The following is a 19,011-nucleotide window of genomic DNA, read 5'->3' as shown; positions in this document are numbered from 1 at the left end:
ATAAACAATAGCGATTAGCCCTACTTTTTAGGTAGGGCTAATTTATTTTTATAAACATTTTTGCGCGTATATACTGAATTTGAGCTAGTTTTTGTATAGTTAGTTAATAAATGCTATAAAATACTTTTACGATAATTTACTTATGCCTAATATTCTTAACTCAGCCGAAATTATCCTACCTGAGAATATCAAATTCAAACTTGAGTCTTTAGATAGTGTAAATCTAGCTAAATCAAGCTCAGAAATTAATTTCGATGACAATCATAATTTAGATTTAGATTTAGATAAAGCCTTTAACCTTCATAGTCCAGTGCCATACATGAATGTGGCACTTGATACTATAATTAATGCCATCTTTGGCAGTCATAAAATTAGTATATTCACGCCAAAATATACAGTATCTCAAAATAGGCAAGAAATAGAACTCAAGGTTAAAGGCTTACTAAATAAACAAAAAATAGAAGTACTTTTTGGCGATAAAACCACATTAAAATATAAATTACCTAAAAATTTTAGCTTTAAGTTTTTAACAAATACAATACCTATTATCACCGATTTAAACCTTGGTAATACAGAGATAATCATAACTGATAATAGCTATTATTTTACTCATCCCAAGTTAGGCAGTATCAACTTAAACCCAGGATTAAATTTTATTGGCGACATTGATTTAAATAATTTACCTGGAAATTTTAGTAACTTTATTTGTGGAAATTTAGGCATGGCTGGCTTCACAGCCATAATTAGCTTTAATCCTATGGGACAAGTAAGTTTAATAGGTAATATTCCTGGCAATGTTCAATTATTGTGTCAGCAACAACTTAAAGCTACTTTTAATAACTTACTCATCAATTTAAATATTGGAACTGATTTAGAACCGAATTTTGGACTAATAGGAAACCTAATTCTTGAAGGCTACGATACCACCCAAGAACAAGAACCGAAACTATTGCTATCAGGTAGTCTATCGTTAGAACCAGAATCTTTAACAGCATTCTTCAGCCAGCAAAGCGAAAAACCTTGGTGTAATCCTTACGGTTTAGTTGGAACTGAACTTCGCAATATCCGATTTCAAGGAGGCGGAACATATTTACCTCCTTATTTTGATAATTTTGGTTTCATTGGTGATTTGAAATGGGACAAGACTGATTTGGAAGTTGCATTTCTCATGGATACTAATGATCCTGAAAGATTAGCGTTAATTTTAAATCCCAAGCAAGCAGTTAGTCTAATAGAGTTATGGCGTGGGCCAGTCACATCTTTTATTACCAAGCAAGTAGGTTATTCAATTGATTTAGTTAATCAAGCTTTAGGCTTTTTAGAAAACCTACTCAACTTAAACATTGAACCACTAGATAGAGATGGAGACGGCATACTTAACCCCTTAATTAAGTATGTACCTTTCCCAACAACCATTGCAGCACAACCAATATCAGAAGGTTTAGAAATTAATGGCAAAGTTAATGCTTGGGGTTATGCAGCAATTTTAAGTTTGCAAGGGGATAAAGCTTTTAAGCATATTGAGGGTTCATTAAAAGTCCCAGAAATCGATTTAGAGTTTCTGAAAATTAAAGGTACAGATGATGATACTTTAGATTTATCTCTCAAGGTAACTCCCGATGAACAGTATCTTCAGGGAGATGGTTATGTAGAAATGTTGGGCAAAGAAATCGCCAATGTGGAGTTTAAAATTACGCCTGAACAAGCAATATTTAAGAACTTTGATATCAGTTTGGCTAATCTATTGAGTATTGATGTTGATGCCTTAAGTATTGATAGAAAATCTGGTAAAGGCAGTGGCTTCGGCACAGTTTCGATTTTGGGTAATACTTTAGCAAGTATTACATTTGATGTCAGCAAAGATAATATTAATTTAAACAATGTCCAGCTAGGTTTAGTCGGATTTTTAAATTTAATTATTCCCCAACTTACAGTTGATTTTATCAATCAAAGCGCCACAGGTACAGCAAATATTTTTGCTTTTAACCAATCTTTGGGTAACGGCACATTATCATTTGATCAACAAAACATCGAAATTAATAATGCAGCGATTAATTTAGGGAATATCTTGAATATCAATGTGCCGAAATTTCAACTTGATTTAATTAATAGAAAACTGCTTGGTACTGGTGATATAACTATTTTAGGTAAAAAATTTACTGCATCAGGTATCAGCCTCAGTGAACGGGGTTTACAAGCTAGGAGTAATTTGAATTTTGGGATATTAGCTTTTGAAGGTGCTACAGTTACACTGTTTAAAGGCATCAATAATTCTCTGAATAATTCTGCCAGTATTGCTGGAAATCTGAAGTTTTTAGGTTATACCTTTGCAGATATCAATGCCAGCGTTAATAGTGAGCAATTAGTTACATCTGGTAGCTTCAATTTTGCTGGTATTTTTCTCCTCAAAGGCATAAACAATCAAAGATACGCCACAGTAACACTTCACAAAGCGAAAAACGTAAGGTCAAATTCTGTTAAAGTTATGGGTAGCTTTTATTTATTGGGTCAAGAGTTGACTTCTCTGACGATTAGTGATTATCACGAAACTCTGAAAATTTTAGGGATAAAAGTTATTAGTAATAATAGCCGTAAAAAGTAATGTTCAGCGAATTCAAACAATTTATTGCAAATAATACTCATGATTTATCGCTAAATTTATCCAGAGGATTCATCTGGACTGTGTGGTTAGTTTATGTTGGTTATTTATTATTAAGCGATATTCCGCCAGGAGAATCACTGCTGCATGTCACACCCAAAACATTAGCAGAAATATTCAATTTGAGTATGAATTTTTGGTTGGTATTACCAATTATTTTCCCCAGTGAAGCACCAATTAGCAATCCTGCACTAGAGGGATTATTCAATATTGTGGTGACTTGGGGATTATTATTTTGGGGTTTTGTAATTGATGGCCGCAATCAGCGATTTTCCATAATTACTTTCTTAATTGGTACCGCATTACTCACCAATGTCTTTTTTCTTCCTTGGTTGGGTTTGCGTCAAGCAAATCCACAAGTACCAAAAAATGCTTTAACATTTGTCGAAAAAGTAGGCGAAAGCCGAGTTTTACCTTCGGTTTTGGCTGGGGTTTTTGTGGTTTCGTTGAGTTGGGCTGTATTAGCCCGTCCTGAGTACGGTGATATTACAACCCGTTGGCAAGGTTTATTAGATTTATTGTTGAGCGATCGCCTAGCATATTCTTTTGTGGTAGATATGTTAGTATTCTGGTTATTTCAGTCGTGGCTAGTGAAAGATGATATGGCGCGTCGTCAATGGGATAACGACAAAATACTCTGGCTAGTCCGCTTAATACCATTTTGGGGACTGATTATATATTTGTGGCTACGCCCGTCACTAAAACTCGAAGAATAGAATAATAGTTACAGCAGAATTCAGGAGTTAGAAGTCAGAATGAAAATATATCTACATAGCATTGATAACTCAATTGTGTACTTCATTCACTTGAAATTTGCTGTAGCCTCAACCATAAGCTGTTAAGCATTTAATTTTTTATATTGAGGCCGCAGGGAGTAGGGAAAAAGAGAGGGTTTCTAGCTTTTCTTCCCATAAAAATGCTGCAATTCAAATGAATAGCATATTGACCATGAATCTTTACTTGTAAGACATCCGAGCTAAAGTACTTAAAACGTATCGTTTACATTCTTCTTTATCAACAAAAATTTGTAATAATTTATTCACTTTAGTCATTTCAAACAACATTTGAACCTGATCACTAATGGAGCAGACAAATAATTTAGCATTAGCATTACTGACCATCTGCATTGCTGACACTAAATAACCTAAGCCAGAACTATCTATAAACTTAATTCCTTGCATATCAATCAATATAATGTTAGTGCCGTTGTTTATCAGGGCGCTAATTTCATTATGTAATTGATTGCCGCTAATTTTATCTAAAATCCCTGCTGGTTCGAGTACTGTTAGCCGAAGTTTGCCGTTCATAAATGAGTTACCTTTTTTTGAGAAGTTCAAGTTACTTAGAAGAAGTGACAGCCTGAGCAATTACCAGTTATATGATGTATATTTTCTATAATTTTCATGGAAAATATACTATCGATGCCTAACTAAAATTTGGCTAATTAAACTGTAGTTATTTTTTTGATACTAGCTGTAGCTCCAGCCAGTATTTTATAGGAGGCATATTCCTATATATTTCGTAAGGACTCTTGCCTTCATAGAAACAATGTTGATATTGCTCTGAATTAATTGCAATCTCTATAAATATCTAATGCAAGTAATTCGGTCAAAGCAATTAACTTTAGAAGTCCTGAAAAAATTAATTGTATTGGAGTTACTTTTTTCTGGGTAAATACTTTATACCGCAATTAGCTGTTTAACGTCGATGTTCGAGAATGGTTTTTGCTAACTCTTTATCAACGAAGTAGCAAACAGCACAGAATTACACCAAACAGAAGGGTTTTTAAATTAATAGTATAATTTTTTACAAAAATTAAGGTGAAATTACACAGGTAGTATCTATAATTTTTCAGAAAATTATGTGCAATCCAGTATTTATGAAATTAGATTGTTTGTAACAATTAAAACTATAAATAAAAATCTATGGATTTGATGAACAAACTATTTCATCAGTTAATCAAAAAAATTATATCTGATTCCAGAATGATTGATAAATTAAGGTTTTACCCGACAAAGATGATCATGAAAGTTCAACCACTACGTTAGCAAGAGGATGTTTATCTGCTTTAATAGGTAAAGTAATGATAAATTCTGTTCCTTGACCTAATACAGAGTTGAGATGAATTGAACCGCCATGTTTTTCTGTAATAATTTGATGGCTGATGGACAATCCTAAACCTGTACCTTTACCTACAGGTTTGGTTGTGAAAAATGGGTCAAATAAACGAGATTGGATATTTTCTGAAATCCCAACGCCATTATCGGCAATGATAATTTGGATTTGGTTTTGTTTGGTTGTGAGGGTCTGAATCAGAATTTGATTTGGTTTAGCTGTAATTTCTTGTAAGCCGAGATTTCGACTCCTTTCTTCTAAAGCATCGATCGCATTGACAATCACATTGATAAATACTTGGTTAATTTCTCTAGCGCAGCATTCTACTAACGGTAGTTCACCATATTCTTTGATAATTTCGATCGCTGGACGATGAGCTTGAGCTTGCAGTCGATATTGCAACATGACTAATGTATTATCGATGCCTTCATGGAGATTTACAGCTTTATATTCTGATTCATCCAAACGAGAGAAGTTACGTAAAGATAAAACCATTTGTCGAATGCGCTCAGAACCTGTGTGCATAGATTTGAGAATATTCGGTAAATCTTCTTTCACAAAGTTAAAATCTAGATTTTCGATTTCTGCATTTAAAGCTTCTGGCGGATGAGGATAGTGGTCTTGATAGGCATCTACTATATGTAATAAGTCATTGGTATATTGCTGAATGTAATTTAAGTTGCCATGTATAAAGGTAATGGGGTTATTGATTTCGTGGGCAATGCCGGCGACTAATTGCCCTAAAGCTGACATTTTTTCACTTTGTACCATTTGTGTTTGGGTACGATGTAACTCTTTTAAGGTTGTTTGCAGCTGCTCATTTTTGTGGTTGAGTTCTTGGGTGCGTTCTTTGACCCTATCTTCTAGTTGTGCGTACAATCGAGCATTTTCTAACGAGATGGCGGCTTGAGAAATTAATAACTGTAAAATTTCTAGGCGATCGCGGGTAAATGCTCCTATTGTTAAGTTATTTTCTAAATATAAAATGCCAATCAATTTGCCTTGATTCAAAATTGGCGCACAAAGCACACTCTTGGGCGAATTTTGCAATATATAAGGATCTGCCGCTAAGGTTTGTTCTGTAACTGCATTCTCAATCACCGCTAAAGCCAGGGAATTTTTCACCTGATTAATTAGACTCAGGGGTACTGTTTGATGATCATTACAGGGAAGAGAACACAAAATGCAACTGGGTTGTTCGAGTTGATAAAGTGCTTCAATAAACCAGGAATTACCTTTTGGCATTAGTAATGCACATTTATCAGCACCCGCGTTTTGGAGTATGACTTCTAGTAAAGTCGAAAGTAATTTTTCTAACTCAATTTCACTAGATAGCGATTGCGAAACTTTGACAATGCTGGCTAAATCTAGATTGGTTGAAAGATTACTTTTACTGAAACTGGAACTATCAACTTTCTCTGAGGAGGTGGAAATAATTGTTTCTGTTGCGTTGAAAGAGCTTTGCTGTTTATGCAGAATTGTAACTAGTAGTAAGGGGTAGCGATTTTCTAAATCTATGACTTTGGCTTTTGCACCCCAACGGGTATAACAGTAATATGCTTCCAGCATATAGGCTTGAGCGATTTTTATTCTACCCCAACCAAGATAAAATTTGGCAGCTAGTTCATTCGCTAAGGCTTCTTCGTTGAGAAATTTGTTATCTTTAGCAAGAGTAATGGCGCGATCATAATGTTCCATTGCTGCTAATTTTTGACCGCGAACTCGACATTTTTCGGCTTCCACTAAATGCCACTTATGTAAATAATTCAATGGGGCAGATTCCGCCCACTGATGCAGAGTTGTTTGATGAACTTCTACCTCACTGAGAATTTGCTCTGGTTCTGATTGTGTGGAAATAATTGCTAGATGGGTGAGGGCTGCATAAAAATGGAAAACTGGAAAATGAATTAGCCCTGATAATGCCATTAAATAGGGTTTGACTTGAGTAATGTAGTCGAGCGCATTGGCATAATTACCATAAGAGTAGGCCAGTAAAAGTTTGTAAACATAAACAAAGGCGATTCCTGAAAGATCATTATCCTGTTTGTGCTTTGGCAACATTACTGTTTCATCATATATCTTGCCAATTAAACAATCTGGCTGACTGACGGTTTCTTTCAATTGCTCGACGGTTTGCTGCATCATGTCCAAATAAACACGCGCGGAATCTTGCTTAACTTGAGCCAGAACAGCATTAGAAGTAGGAAATTCTAGGGTCAAGGTGTTAAGGTCTACGCCAACAAACAGTGCTGTAAAAGTATAAATTACTATGCTATAGCCCACATAGAGAAAATCACCAGTTTCCATACCAGTTCTCTGGGCTTCCTTTAATATGGAAAAGGTTGTTAAAAATTGCTGTTGGCGATGTTGAATAAAACAAGCAAACAGTGTAACAGTACAGGATTGCCAGCTTTGAGCATTTAATTTATCTAATAGGGAGAGTGCTAATTTCCCGAACTTATAACCAGTTTCAACTTCACCGAAAAAGGCACACAGTACCAAACCCTGAGTTACGTATCCTACCGTTGAGGCAGGTGCATTACCAAACTCTAGCGACAACCGCACCATCGTTGCACCCAACAAAGGCAGTAAACTGGGATTTCCCAGAAACACTGGTGCAAACAACATTCCTAACAGTTGCATTGCAGCTTGGGCTGTGGGTTCACTCATCAAGGGTAGGTTAATCAGTTCGGCAATTTCTCTGTTGTTGAGTTGTTGGTTTACCTCTGCTAAAGCTTTGCCAATGTGAACCTCATCCAATTCGCTGGGGAATTCAATTCCCAATTGTTTTAAAGCCTCTCTACCAACTGCGATCGCTGCTAACATTTGACTTTGAGAAGTTTGGGCAGCGATTTGAATTTCATAAATTTTTACTTTGTCAAGGATAGTTGTGGCTTGTTGCAATACCAAGGCCGCAAACTTTTCCATCCCGGCAAAATCACCATTTAAATAACTGGCTTCGGTTGCTGCTGTATGTATTTCTAAGGCTAATTCATATTGTGTTTGCCAGCAGTCAGATTCCAAAAGTGCGATCGCAGTGTTTAAATAGGCAATCGCAGCAGCATAAGCTGTGGCAGTTTTTGCTTTAGCACCGGCTTTTAAGTTCAGTTGGGCGAGGATTTGGCGATCGCTCTTTTGGCTAATTAATGCCTGACCTTGATTCAAATGCCCAACAATATCAAACAATTTCTCTTCTTGCTCATCTTCTGAAAATTGTTGCTGAAGTAATTTACCAATCTGCCAGTGAGTTGCTTGTTTTTGATTGTCAGGAATCAGAGAATAAGCTGCTTGTTGTACACGGTCATGTAAAAATTTATAGGCAACTATTATTTGTGTTTCTTCATTTGTCTGTTCTTCACTGTTTTCTAATGCCAAATTTACATTACTTGCATCAATATCTAAACCCACCTTACCCCAAGTGTCTCTATTAACTAATGACTCTTGTTGATAAAATTTATAAACATCATTAATCGGTAAAATTAACCCTTCTTTTAAGGCTGCCCACAAAGCAGTAGCCGTTTCAACTTCTGATTGTTCCGAAACAATTGCTAAAGTCTCTAAATCAAACTGATTCCCAATACAAGCTGCTAATTTTAATACTTGTTGAGTCGATAATGGAAGTTTTCGCAGTTGCGAACTCATGAACTTGACAACATCTTCTGTCAAAGATTGAGTTGTAATTTGCGTAATATCACATTGCCAGCAGCCTAAGTTCGCGTCAAATTTTATTAAGGCATCTTGATGTAAAGCCTTGATAAATTGTGTAGTAAAAAATGGATTACCTTTAGTTTTATGATATATTAAATGAGAAAGATTTATGACTAAATCTACAGGACATCTGAGAGTATCAGCTACTAATTGATTAATATGATCTTGATCCAATGCAGCTAAAGTAATTGTATTAATGAGTACTTTCGTTGTTTGGATATCATTTAAAGTTAATATTAAGGGATGACCTGGGTTAACTTCGTTATCTCGGTAAGCACCAATTAACAAAAGATGATTTGTATCAGCCATTAATATTTGCATTAACTTTAATGATGCTGAATCTGCCCATTGCAAATCATCTAAAAATATGACTAAAGGATGTTCTGCACTGGTAAAAACTTTGGTAAATTTTTGAAATAATAAATTAAAGCGGTTTTGGGCTGCTGTTCCGAATAATTCTATGGCGGGTGGCTGTTCACCGATAATACTGGCTAATTCGGGGATAACTTCAATAATTACTTGTCCATTTTCGCCAACGGCGGCTAATATTTGGCTTTTCCATTGCTGTATTTGTGCATCAGTTTCAGTTAACAATTGTCCCATCAAATCTCGGAACGCTTGCACAAACGCACTAAACGGGATATCCCGTTGAAATTGGTCATATTTACCCTTAATAAAATAACCACGTTGGCGCACAATTGGTTTATGAACTTCGTTGACAACTGCGGTTTTGCCAATACCAGAAAAACCAGCAACCAATACCATTTCTGTTGCGCCATTACTAACTCTATCAAAGGCTTGCAACAAAGTTTCTACTTCTGCTTTTCTGCCATAGAGTTTATCAGGAATAATAAAGCGATCGCATACATCTTGTTGAGCAATTTCAAAGCTTTGAATTTTTCCAGTAGAATTTAGCTGATTTAAACAATTTTCTAAATCGAATTTTAGTCCTAATGCACTTTGATATCTATCTTCGGCATTTTTCGCTATCAGTTTGTTAACAATTTCGGCAAGTAAATTTGGTATTTGGGGATTAATGTGATTGAGTAAAGGCGCTTTTTTGGCAATGTGAAAATGTACCAACTCCATTGGATCATTTGATTGAAATGGTAAATCGCCTGTGAGCAATTCGTAAAAAGTAATCCCTAAAGAATAAAAATCAGTTCGGTAATCAATTCCCCGGTTCATTCTCCCTGTTTGTTCTGGTGAGATATAACCTAGTGTCCCTTCTAAAACACTGGGATTCAGGATAGTATGAGTTTCTCGTGGTAATAAAGATGCAATACTAAAATCGATTAATTTAACTTGCTGAGTTTCAGGATTAATTAATATATTGCTGGGTTTAATATCTTTATGAATAATAGATTCTCGATAAAGTATATCTAAACAATTGCATAGTGCGATCGCTATCTGTAAAAATTCCTTCAGAAATCCTACACTTATCCCACCTTCAGACTCCTGACTTTTAGTTCGCCATTCCCGCAGCGAAATTCCCCCAAAATCTTCCATGACTAACGCATAGCTATTCTCATAATTTTCCAGACTGTAAGTTTGAATAATTCCGGGATAGTTGAGATTTTTAGCAATAGTATACTGATTGCGAAACTGTACCAGTTCATTAAAGCTTGGATAAGGGTTCTTCAGCACTTTTAGGATTGTCGATAATGAATCAATCTCTCGGATAGCGCGGTAAACCAAAGTTTTAGAACCGTTGTAAATTTCTTTACCCAATTTATAACCGGGGATTCTCAGCATAGTATCAAATTGATATAAATACTAGGCTTAGTATTCCCATCTACACAAAAAATTTTATCATTAAGGCAAAAATTGCTACTTCCACACTATAGAGATTGACTAGCAGTAAACAAGTGGAACCATCAAACTTTATTAGCCAACACAATTATTCTCCAATGCAGATATCGTTGTCAGAATGCCAAAAATCTTTAATTTCATTCAAATCTGAATAATGATCGTCAATTAATTTGCTACTAGCTTTGTCCTCAAGTTAATCAATTTTACTAGTTGCGGTAATTGTTGTATGAATAACAACGAACCTAAAATACAGATTACACCACCTAAAATCAAAGTATTAGGAGCTTTTAAATAATTGGCGAGAGTTCCAGCGAGGAGATTACCAAAAGGAGCCATACCCATAAAACACATAGCATAAAAACTCATCACCCTGCCCCGTTTACTATCCTCGACAATAAATTGCAGCAATGTATTACTTGCAGCTACCTGGAGTGTAGAACTCCAGCCAACTAAAACCAAAGCTAACTGAGAAATCCAGAAGACTTGAGAGATAGAGAAACAAATAAATCCAACCCCCATAATCGCCGGACAAAAGGCAATTAAACGTTCTAAACCTACAATATTTTGGCGAAAACTCAGATAAACACAAGCAAACACCGAACCCATAGCAGCTGCGGCTGTGAGAAAACCCAAGGTTTCTGAACCCCCGTGCAGAACCTCGACTGCAAAGATAGGTAGAAGTGTTGTATATGACATACCCACTAAACTAGCCGTTGCCAATAACAGCAGGATGGAACGCACAGGTAAGAAATGATAAGCATATTGAAACCCTTCTTGCAACTTTCGCCAAGGATCGCTTGTCTGTATTTCCACTGTGCGGGGTGTAATTTGCATTGCTGCGATTGCCCAAATAGCCACAATATAGCTGAGACTATCGTATAAAAAGCAGTAGCCTGCGCCAAACTTAGCAATCAAAATACCACCAAGAGCAGGGCCAATTAATCGCGCACCATTGAGAAAGGCTGCATTGAGCGCGATCGCATTTGCCATCAGTTCTCGACTCACCATATCACTAACAAATGCGTGACGCACCGGCACATCTAAGCCTTTGAGCAAACCTAATAATGTACTCAAGGTTAGCAATGTCCAAAAATTAGCCAAACCTAAAAATGTGATGACAGTCAAAATTACAGATACAGAAATCCCGGCAATCTGAAATAACAATAACAAGCGATGGCGGTTGTAGCGATCGGCTAAAATCCCGGAAATTGGAGCTAAGGCAAATACTGGTAATTGTCCAAAAAAGCCTGCTATTCCTAACAGTAAAGCCGAATCGGTTAATTGATAAACCAACCAAAGCACCGCTACCTGCGTCATGAAATTGCCCGTCATCGACAAAGCTTGTCCGGCAAAATAGAGGCGATAATTACGCGATCGCAACGCAGGCAAATCAAGATTTAATTTAAATAAAGATAATAATTTCATGTATAAGATTTCACAACTTCTAAACTCTTTAATTCTCTGCGCCCCTCTATGTTGAAGTTGAAAGTGCTGAGTCCTGAGTCCTGAGTCCTGAGTAAGCATAGTACTCGCTCTTTCATGCTTGGCTATGAAATAAGTTTCATCGGGACTGCGCTTAAAAAAGGAAGAAATCAAGCAACAGCCTCATTCCTTCCTCAATCTTCAACACTTACACTGTGGCTAATTCCCGTTGTGCAACTATCGACTCAGGCTTGACCCAAATCTGATCTAACCCACCACTCAACAGACGATATTGTTGGTTGGGGTCTTGTTGAGGGTAATCCATCCGCTTGTGCATCCCTCTGGTTTCTTGGCGTTGCAAACCACTGTTGTACATCCAACGTGCAGTGGCTACCATCGCTGCGGCTTCCCGCGATCGCACAATTTGACTATCATCTGGTGTGTGGCTATGGCGGATTTCTTGCCAGAGATTATCCAGTCTTTCTAAAGATTCACCTAATACAGATTCGCTGCGGAAGAGATTGCGGTCGTAGGGGAAAACTTCTGCTTGGGTTGCGGCGATCGCTTCTTCAGCAGAGAATTGATGATCACCACCGCCACGTAACCCGGCTGCACCCACGCCCTGAACACTGCGCTGGTTAGCTTTTTCACCCAAACTCAGGGCATAGTTAGCCGCAGACTGTCCCGACCAATAGCCAGAAGACATCGCCCAAGCTGCATTATGGCTACCACCACCTGTAAAACCACCGCAGATTAATTCTCTAGTAGCCGCATCCCCCGCCGCATAAAGTCCGTTAACTGAGGTAGCGCAGGTATGGTCAGTAATCCGAATCCCGCCAGTACCGCGTACAGTTCCTTCTAAACGCAAAGTGATCGGGAATCTTTGTGTAAATGGGTCTATCCCAGCGCGATCGAATACTACAAAGAAGTTAGGCTGAGAAGCTCGCATCCAGGCTTTGGTGGCTTCATCCATATTTTGGTCGAGACGTGCATACACAGGTTGAGTCAGCAAAGTCTTAGCAATCACAGAACGACCGCGTTTAGAACCTGCACCTTCAATCACTGTGCCATCTTCATAGGTGAAAGAAGCCCAATCATAATATCGAGTCTTCGTCACCGAAGAAAACGCCGGCGAAATCGCATAGGCATTGGAAAATTCCATCCCAGAGAAATCAGCCCCGGCTTCAGCAGCCATTAAATAACCGTCTCCTGTCAAAACATTACAACCCAGAGCCTTACTCAAGAAGGCACAGCCACCAGTTGCAATCACAACGGCTCCGGCTTTCACTGTCCAGTGTTCCCCGGTTTGTCGATTAATCCCCTTAGCACCAGCGACCGCGCCTTCTGCATCCACCAATAACTCTAAAGCGGGGCTATGGTCTAAAATTTTCACCCCTGCTTGCTTAATCTTTCTCCGCATAAACCGCATATACTCTGGGCCTTGCAAAGAGCGACGAATAACTTTTCCTTCTGCATCCACACTAAAACGATAGCCTTCGTCAGCCAGAGAATTAATGTTGTCATAGGTACGGTCTAATACCCGCTTCATCCACTGCCGATCTGCTAAAAAACCTCCCATCGCTTCCCGACTGGCCATTGCGGCTTCTCGTTGTTCGGGATCTGGTGGTATATACCATACGCCATTTCCAGATGCGGCGGCTGCACCACTTGTACCGCAGTAACCTTTATCTACTAACACAACTTTTGCGCCACTGGTGGCTGCACTCCACGCCGCCCAAGTTCCAGACGGGCCGCCACCAATAATCAAAACATCCGCGTCTTGATGAGTAGAACTATTCATGAAATTTACTCCTTGAAAAGTAAGAAATGGGGAAGGGCAATCTTCCCCAGATAATGAGCGAGGCTAAGTTACATAAATAACTAGCCAAGTTCATCTAGGCATAATTTCTAGAAGACCTGAAAAGTTAGCTCTCCAAGTCTTACATAGGCTTCATTAAAATACTAATTATTGACCGATTTAACGTAGTTAATTTAGCAGTATTGCATTGCCATTCAAAAAATTCAAGTACTTAGTATATGTAAAGCAAATATTTAGCTATCCTAAGTAATGCCGGGAATGTAGGCTTTACTGCGCTACTTGATTTTTTTCAAACTATGTGAAATGATACTTAACACAGCAAAGTACGGTAACTCGATAAACTTACTGTACTAACTCCTCTACCGGCAATTCTGATTTAACTTGCTATTGCTTAGTTAGTTTAATCAGAAGCCATTCCATGCCTAGGGTTTAACTGCCCTTCGGGCAAGGCAGAGGGCAGAAGACAGGAGGCAGAAGGGAAAATTTTGAATTAAGAATAAAGCCTTTTTGACTCGCCTATTTGGGTTTAAATCCTCCTCTAATCAGCCTCCTGCCTCCTGCCTTTCAACTCCTGCCTCCATACCTATGAGGAATTTTCCTCTCAGTTGAATTGAACAGTTACCTCAAAAAAGTGAGTTTGGAGAATTTTGTATGGCAGCTATAGCGTTGAGCGTATCTACCGTTAAACCTTTGGGCGATCGCGTGTTTCTCAAAATTAGTGAGTCCGAAGAAAAGACTGCGGGTGGTATTCTTCTGCCTGATAGTGCTAAAGAAAAACCGCAGGTGGGTGAAATTGTCGCCGTCGGCCCTGGTAAACGCAACGATAACGGAACCTATCAAACTATTGATATTAAAATTGGCGATAAAGTGCTGTTCTCTAAGTACGCTGGCACTGATATCAAGCTAGGCATAGAAGAGTATGTCCTGTTGTCAGAAAAGGACATTTTGGCAATTGTGTCATAGGCTGTCATTATTACCCGAATGGCACGCTTGTAAAGCACGAATCAATCTGGCTGGATGAGAGGGTGTAAGGGTATAGGGCGGTAAGACAAAGAATGAAATTCAAGTATCTGACCTACAAACGTAACACTCTTCCCCTACACCCCACACCCGACACCCTTACACCCAGTCTCCACAGACAATCTTTGTGCGTAAGTCCTACAAATCATCAACCTACACAATCTAAAAAGGACTGAAATTACTATGGCTAAACGCATCATTTACAACGAAAATGCTCGTCGTGCCTTGGAAAGAGGTATTGATATTCTGGCAGAAGCGGTAGCAGTTACCCTCGGCCCCAAAGGTCGTAACGTTGTTTTAGAAAAGAAGTTTGGCGCACCTCAAATTGTTAATGATGGAGTTACCATCGCTAAAGAAATTGAATTAGAAGATCATGTCGAAAACACTGGTGTATCTCTAATTCGTCAAGCTGCTTCTAAAACTAACGATGCAGCAGGAGACGGCACAACCACAGCAACAGTATTAGCTCACGCCATCGTCAAAGAAGGCTTGCGAAACGTTGCGGCTGGTGCAAATGCCATTCAACTCAAGCGTGGTATTGACAAAGCTACAGGGTTTTTAGTCGATAAGATTAAAGAACACGCGCGTCCTGTGGAAGATTCCAAAGCGATCGCTCAGGTTGCAGCGATTTCTGCTGGTAATGATGAAGTCGTCGGTGCTTTAATTGCCGAAGCCTTAGATAAAGTTGGTCGTGAAGGCGTAGTATCTCTAGAAGAAGGTAAATCAGTCACCACCGAACTGGAAGTCACAGAAGGTTTAAACTTCGACAAGGGTTATATTTCTCCCTATTTTGCGACTGATGCAGAACGGCTAGAAGCAGTCCTAGATGAGCCTTTCTTGTTGTTAACTGATAAGAAAATCACATTAGTACAAGACCTAGTACCAGTTCTAGAACAAGTCGCACGTCAAGGCAGACCCTTAGTAATTATTGCCGAAGATATTGAAAAAGAAGCTCTCGCAACCTTAGTGGTCAACCGTTTGCGGGGTGTGTTGAATGTTGCGGCTGTCAAAGCACCTGGATTTGGCGATCGCCGTAAAGCTATCCTCGAAGATATTGCTATTCTCACAGGTGGACAATTGATTACCGAAGATGCTGGTTTGAGACTTGATGCTACCAAGCTCGACCAACTCGGTAAAGCCCGCCGCATCACCATCACCAAAGACAGCACCACCCTCGTAGCAGAAGGTAACGAGCAAGCTGTCAAGGCAAGAGTAGAACAAATCCGCCGCCAAATCGAAGAAACTGAGTCTTCTTATGACAAAGAAAAACTCCAAGAACGTCTGGCGAAATTAGCTGGTGGGGTTGCAGTCGTGAAAGTCGGTGCAGCCACAGAAACCGAACTCAAAGACCGCAAACTACGCCTAGAAGATGCCATCAACGCTACCAGAGCAGCTGTTGAAGAAGGTATTGTTCCTGGTGGTGGTACAACCCTGGCGCATTTGGCTCCTGAGTTGGAAACCTGGGCGAAGGCTAACTTAGTAGATGAAGAATTAATTGGTGCGTTAATTGTCTCTCGCGCTTTGGCTGCACCTCTCAAACGAATTGCGGAAAATGCCGGACAAAATGGTGCGGTGATTGCAGAACGAGTCAAAGAGAAAGAATTCAATGTCGGTTACGATGCAACGACTGGCGAATTCGTTGATTTGTTTGTGGCTGGAATTGTTGACCCTGCTAAGGTGACACGTTCCGCCATCCAAAATGCTGCGTCAATTGCAGGTATGGTGTTGACTACCGAAGCCATTGTAGTTGACAAACCAGAACCAAAAGATGCTGCTCCTGCTGCTCCTGGTGGCGGCTTAGGCGGTGGCGACTTTGATTATTAATAGATAGGCGATCGCCTCTTTATATTTTCCCCAACTAGTTGATTGTAATGGTCATTTGTTTTGTGTTAGGACAAATGACCATTTACATTTTTATCAACCTAAATCAGATGTCTCTGCACTTACTAATTCGCCATAGCTGAATTTTTCATCCCAAGGCGCAGCTTTACTAATCTGCTCCCATATAGGACTATACAAAGCTTCATGCAATTCCCTTGCTAGTTCCACTAAACCCGTGTAACCTGCATAAGCGTGATGACGTTCATGATTAATATCTAAAAAAGGAATCTGTGCTTTAAGTGCTGTATATTTATTACCGGCTCCAGTAATCAGAACATCAGCTTTTGTTTGGTGTAATGCCTTTAATAATGCTTGGGGAGTTGTGTCCGACAAAACAATTCCATCTTCACCAAGATAATGTTTAATTTTTACTTTCTCCTCGTCTGTTGTTTTGCCATCTGTAGCCGCAATAACTTCCATTCCCAAGTCTTTAGCTGCTAAAATCAACGACCAACTTTTTACGCCGCCAGTAGAAAGAATAATCCGCTTACCTTTTAAATCAGCAAGATATGGAGTTAAAGCAATATCCAAAGCAGCAGTTTCTTGAGCAATCAAATCTTCTGTTCGTTTTTGCAACTCATGAGCTACAAGACTATCTTCTAAAGATAAACTCAATTTTGCTACAATATTCCGCAAGCAATTATTTAAGTTGGTTACGCCATAAAAAGATTCTTCAATATATGGAATCCCGTAACTTTCTTGCATCGTTTGTGCCATTTGAATAGCTACATTTGAGCAAAGCACAACATTTAATTTGGCACGATGAGCATAACAAACTTCCTGATAACGAGCATCCCCTGTAATTTTGGCAAGAACGCGAATCCCTAGTTTTTGGAATAATGGTAAAATATTCCAAGTTTCACCAGCGACATTATAATCACCAACAATATTAATATCTAATGGTGTCGTAAATTCTGGCTCTGCTGTACCGATAACATAATTCAATAAAGTTTCGTTACCGATGCGATTTCCCAAGTTCTTGCTACCAAGAAATCCAGGTGCATTCACATAAATAACCGGAATATTAATTTGTTGTGTAGCTATTTTACAAACGCTATCAATATCGTCCCCAATCAAAGCTGTCAGACAAGTAGCATAAACAAAAATAGCCGCAGGATGATAGTGTTGAGCAACATACAAAATAGCTTTGTACAGTTTCTTTTCTCCACCAAAAACGATATTACCCTCACTAAAATCAGTAGTAAAAGCAGTTTGGTAGAGTTGTGATCCTGATGAGAGGCTACCATGAGTCGCCCAAGGATTATGAGTACAAGAAACAGCACCATGTACTAAATGAACAGCATCAGTAATAGCTCCGGTAGAAACCATTGCTCCATCAAAAGGGCAGTTTCCTTGAGTTGAACCTGGTTGTGGTGGTTTTGAGCAGGTGAGTTTTTTCTTACCTTTGAGTGTTTTTTGATTAGCTTTACAAGCTGTTTCTTGAGTAGTTTTCATGGTTCCCTCATTCTGACTAGGAATATAAAACAGCCAAGATTGAGAAATTAGGATTATGATTCTCTTTTTTTCTTAGCTGTAGGACTAATATTTGATTTCTGAACTGTACGTAGTGGCGTGGCAAGGCTAAAATAGGGCATAAAAATAACTCTTGTGGTGTGGGCATCCTGCCCGCACCGGACGGGCTAGAAGCCCATCCCACAAGAAATTTATCATGCAACATTTAAGGCTTGCCGCGCCAGTAGGATGTGTTAGCGACAGCGTAACGCATCTACTACAAAGTTCGCAGTAATCAAATTTTTTCGGAAATCAAATAGGATGCCTAGGCTACACATCTTTATAGATGTTATTAAGCACAGTTGAACAGCAATAATTGGTAGTAAAAAGACAACACTTTACTTACAGATAAAACAGGTAATTTTTCTGACGCATCCTGTATCTTTATTAAGACTGCTTAGAAGATTTTCCTATTCTACAAGTTACATCTTTGCTCCTCACTGACAACAGATGTAACTTACTCAAATAGAAAATACTATCAGGCTTAAAAAATATTAGTTTTACTAAATATTAGTATAGCTAATAATTCTGCGGAAAATTATTTTCTTGATATTTTTAAAGCAAAATTTAATTTGTAAAAATCAATAGTTTTTCGATATCTACTTACTTCAATAAGCCAGAGAGATTTTTATTAACGAATGGTTGAGAAGAACTTTTTTATTAAGTATTTAAACTTAATTAAGTCTACATTTTGGCTGATTATTAACTTTTTAAAACAATTTATACAAGTATTTTTCCTAAACTTAATAAAAATTCAAATCTTCGTTATTATCGCCTTAATATCTATATATCACTAAATCTATCGATTAACCGTATTATAGTGTAAAATTTTTTTGCAATCTGAAAATATATACAATTTCAACTATGATTCTTAGCCACCATCCTGGGTCAATTGTCGGCTGGGAGAGATTTGCGGCTCCAACAGATTTTGCTCTTATACCAATTCTCTATGAACCTGCATAGAATAAAGCTTGATGGAAAAGAGCTTCAAGGATGAAATCATAACTGGTCAAAGAGGATACTAATTCAGAAGATAATTGAGCTAATATCAATTGAACCCGTT

At 38.4% G+C, this 19,011-nt stretch carries 9 protein-coding genes; 4 read left to right on the top strand and 5 right to left on the bottom strand.

Going from position 1 to position 19,011, the window contains the following annotated elements; all coding sequences use genetic code 11:
• The first annotated feature begins 142 nt into the window (after nucleotides 1-142).
• Together H6G75_RS08715 and H6G75_RS08710 are read left to right on the top strand one after the other, a co-directional pair.
• On the top strand, nucleotides 143-2,602 hold the full coding sequence (locus H6G75_RS08715) for a hypothetical protein (protein ID WP_199337767.1): 2,460 nt from the start codon (nucleotides 143-145) through the stop codon (nucleotides 2,600-2,602).
• Nucleotides 2,602-3,375 (top strand): hypothetical protein, encoded by a 774-nt coding sequence (locus tag H6G75_RS08710; RefSeq protein ID WP_190979553.1) that lies wholly within the window; start codon nucleotides 2,602-2,604, stop codon nucleotides 3,373-3,375. Before H6G75_RS08715 ends, H6G75_RS08710 begins: the two co-directional genes overlap by 1 nt.
• A gap of 240 nt (nucleotides 3,376-3,615) precedes the next feature.
• Here H6G75_RS08710 and H6G75_RS08705 read toward each other — a convergent pair whose 3' ends face one another.
• The 4 genes from H6G75_RS08705 to H6G75_RS08690 form a co-directional block, all read right to left on the bottom strand.
• On the bottom strand, nucleotides 3,616-3,966 hold the full coding sequence (locus tag H6G75_RS08705; protein ID WP_190979552.1) for an STAS domain-containing protein: 351 nt from the start codon (nucleotides 3,964-3,966) through the stop codon (nucleotides 3,616-3,618).
• A 715-nt stretch (nucleotides 3,967-4,681) separates the two neighbouring features.
• A complete protein-coding gene (locus tag H6G75_RS08700; protein ID WP_190979551.1) occupies nucleotides 4,682-10,237 on the bottom strand; it encodes an ATP-binding sensor histidine kinase in 5,556 nt (1,851 codons plus the stop codon).
• 222 nt (nucleotides 10,238-10,459) lie between these two features.
• Nucleotides 10,460-11,719, bottom strand: a complete 1,260-nt coding sequence (locus H6G75_RS08695; protein WP_190979550.1) for an MFS transporter — start codon at nucleotides 11,717-11,719, stop codon at nucleotides 10,460-10,462.
• A gap of 205 nt (nucleotides 11,720-11,924) precedes the next feature.
• Nucleotides 11,925-13,517, bottom strand: coding sequence for an FAD-dependent oxidoreductase (locus tag H6G75_RS08690; RefSeq protein ID WP_190979549.1), 1,593 nt, complete (start codon nucleotides 13,515-13,517; stop codon nucleotides 11,925-11,927).
• Between the two features lie 669 nt (nucleotides 13,518-14,186).
• On the opposite strand from H6G75_RS08690, the gene groES reads away from it, so the two are divergent.
• Nucleotides 14,187-14,498, top strand: a complete 312-nt coding sequence (groES, locus tag H6G75_RS08685; RefSeq protein ID WP_190979548.1) for a co-chaperone GroES — start codon at nucleotides 14,187-14,189, stop codon at nucleotides 14,496-14,498.
• Between the two features lie 240 nt (nucleotides 14,499-14,738).
• Nucleotides 14,739-16,379, top strand: a complete 1,641-nt coding sequence (gene groL / locus H6G75_RS08680; RefSeq protein ID WP_190979547.1) for a chaperonin GroEL — start codon at nucleotides 14,739-14,741, stop codon at nucleotides 16,377-16,379.
• A 93-nt stretch (nucleotides 16,380-16,472) separates the two neighbouring features.
• On the opposite strand, the gene nifE is transcribed toward groL, so the two are convergent.
• Nucleotides 16,473-17,891 carry a nitrogenase iron-molybdenum cofactor biosynthesis protein NifE gene (gene nifE, locus H6G75_RS08675; RefSeq protein WP_190979546.1) on the bottom strand — a complete coding sequence of 473 codons (1,419 nt, stop codon included), beginning with the start codon at nucleotides 17,889-17,891 and terminating at the stop codon, nucleotides 16,473-16,475.
• Nucleotides 17,892-19,011 lie beyond the last annotated feature (1,120 nt).

The organism is Nostoc sp. FACHB-280 (genome assembly GCF_014697615.1).
In the GTDB taxonomy this organism is placed as follows: Bacteria; Cyanobacteriota; Cyanobacteriia; order Cyanobacteriales; family Nostocaceae; genus Nostoc_B.
This window is presented reverse-complemented; position numbering and strand designations above follow the sequence as displayed.

Coding starts and splice junctions, on each gene's coding strand:
- H6G75_RS08715 (WP_199337767.1), top strand. CDS start 143: ATGCCTAATATTCTTAACTCAGCCGAAATTATCCTACCTGAGAATATC.
- H6G75_RS08710 (WP_190979553.1), top strand. CDS start 2,602: ATGTTCAGCGAATTCAAACAATTTATTGCAAATAATACTCATGATTTA.
- H6G75_RS08705 (WP_190979552.1), bottom strand. CDS start 3,966: ATGAACGGCAAACTTCGGCTAACAGTACTCGAACCAGCAGGGATTTTA.
- H6G75_RS08700 (WP_190979551.1), bottom strand. CDS start 10,237: ATGCTGAGAATCCCCGGTTATAAATTGGGTAAAGAAATTTACAACGGT.
- H6G75_RS08695 (WP_190979550.1), bottom strand. CDS start 11,719: ATGAAATTATTATCTTTATTTAAATTAAATCTTGATTTGCCTGCGTTG.
- H6G75_RS08690 (WP_190979549.1), bottom strand. CDS start 13,517: ATGAATAGTTCTACTCATCAAGACGCGGATGTTTTGATTATTGGTGGC.
- groES (WP_190979548.1), top strand. CDS start 14,187: ATGGCAGCTATAGCGTTGAGCGTATCTACCGTTAAACCTTTGGGCGAT.
- groL (WP_190979547.1), top strand. CDS start 14,739: ATGGCTAAACGCATCATTTACAACGAAAATGCTCGTCGTGCCTTGGAA.
- nifE (WP_190979546.1), bottom strand. CDS start 17,891: ATGAAAACTACTCAAGAAACAGCTTGTAAAGCTAATCAAAAAACACTC.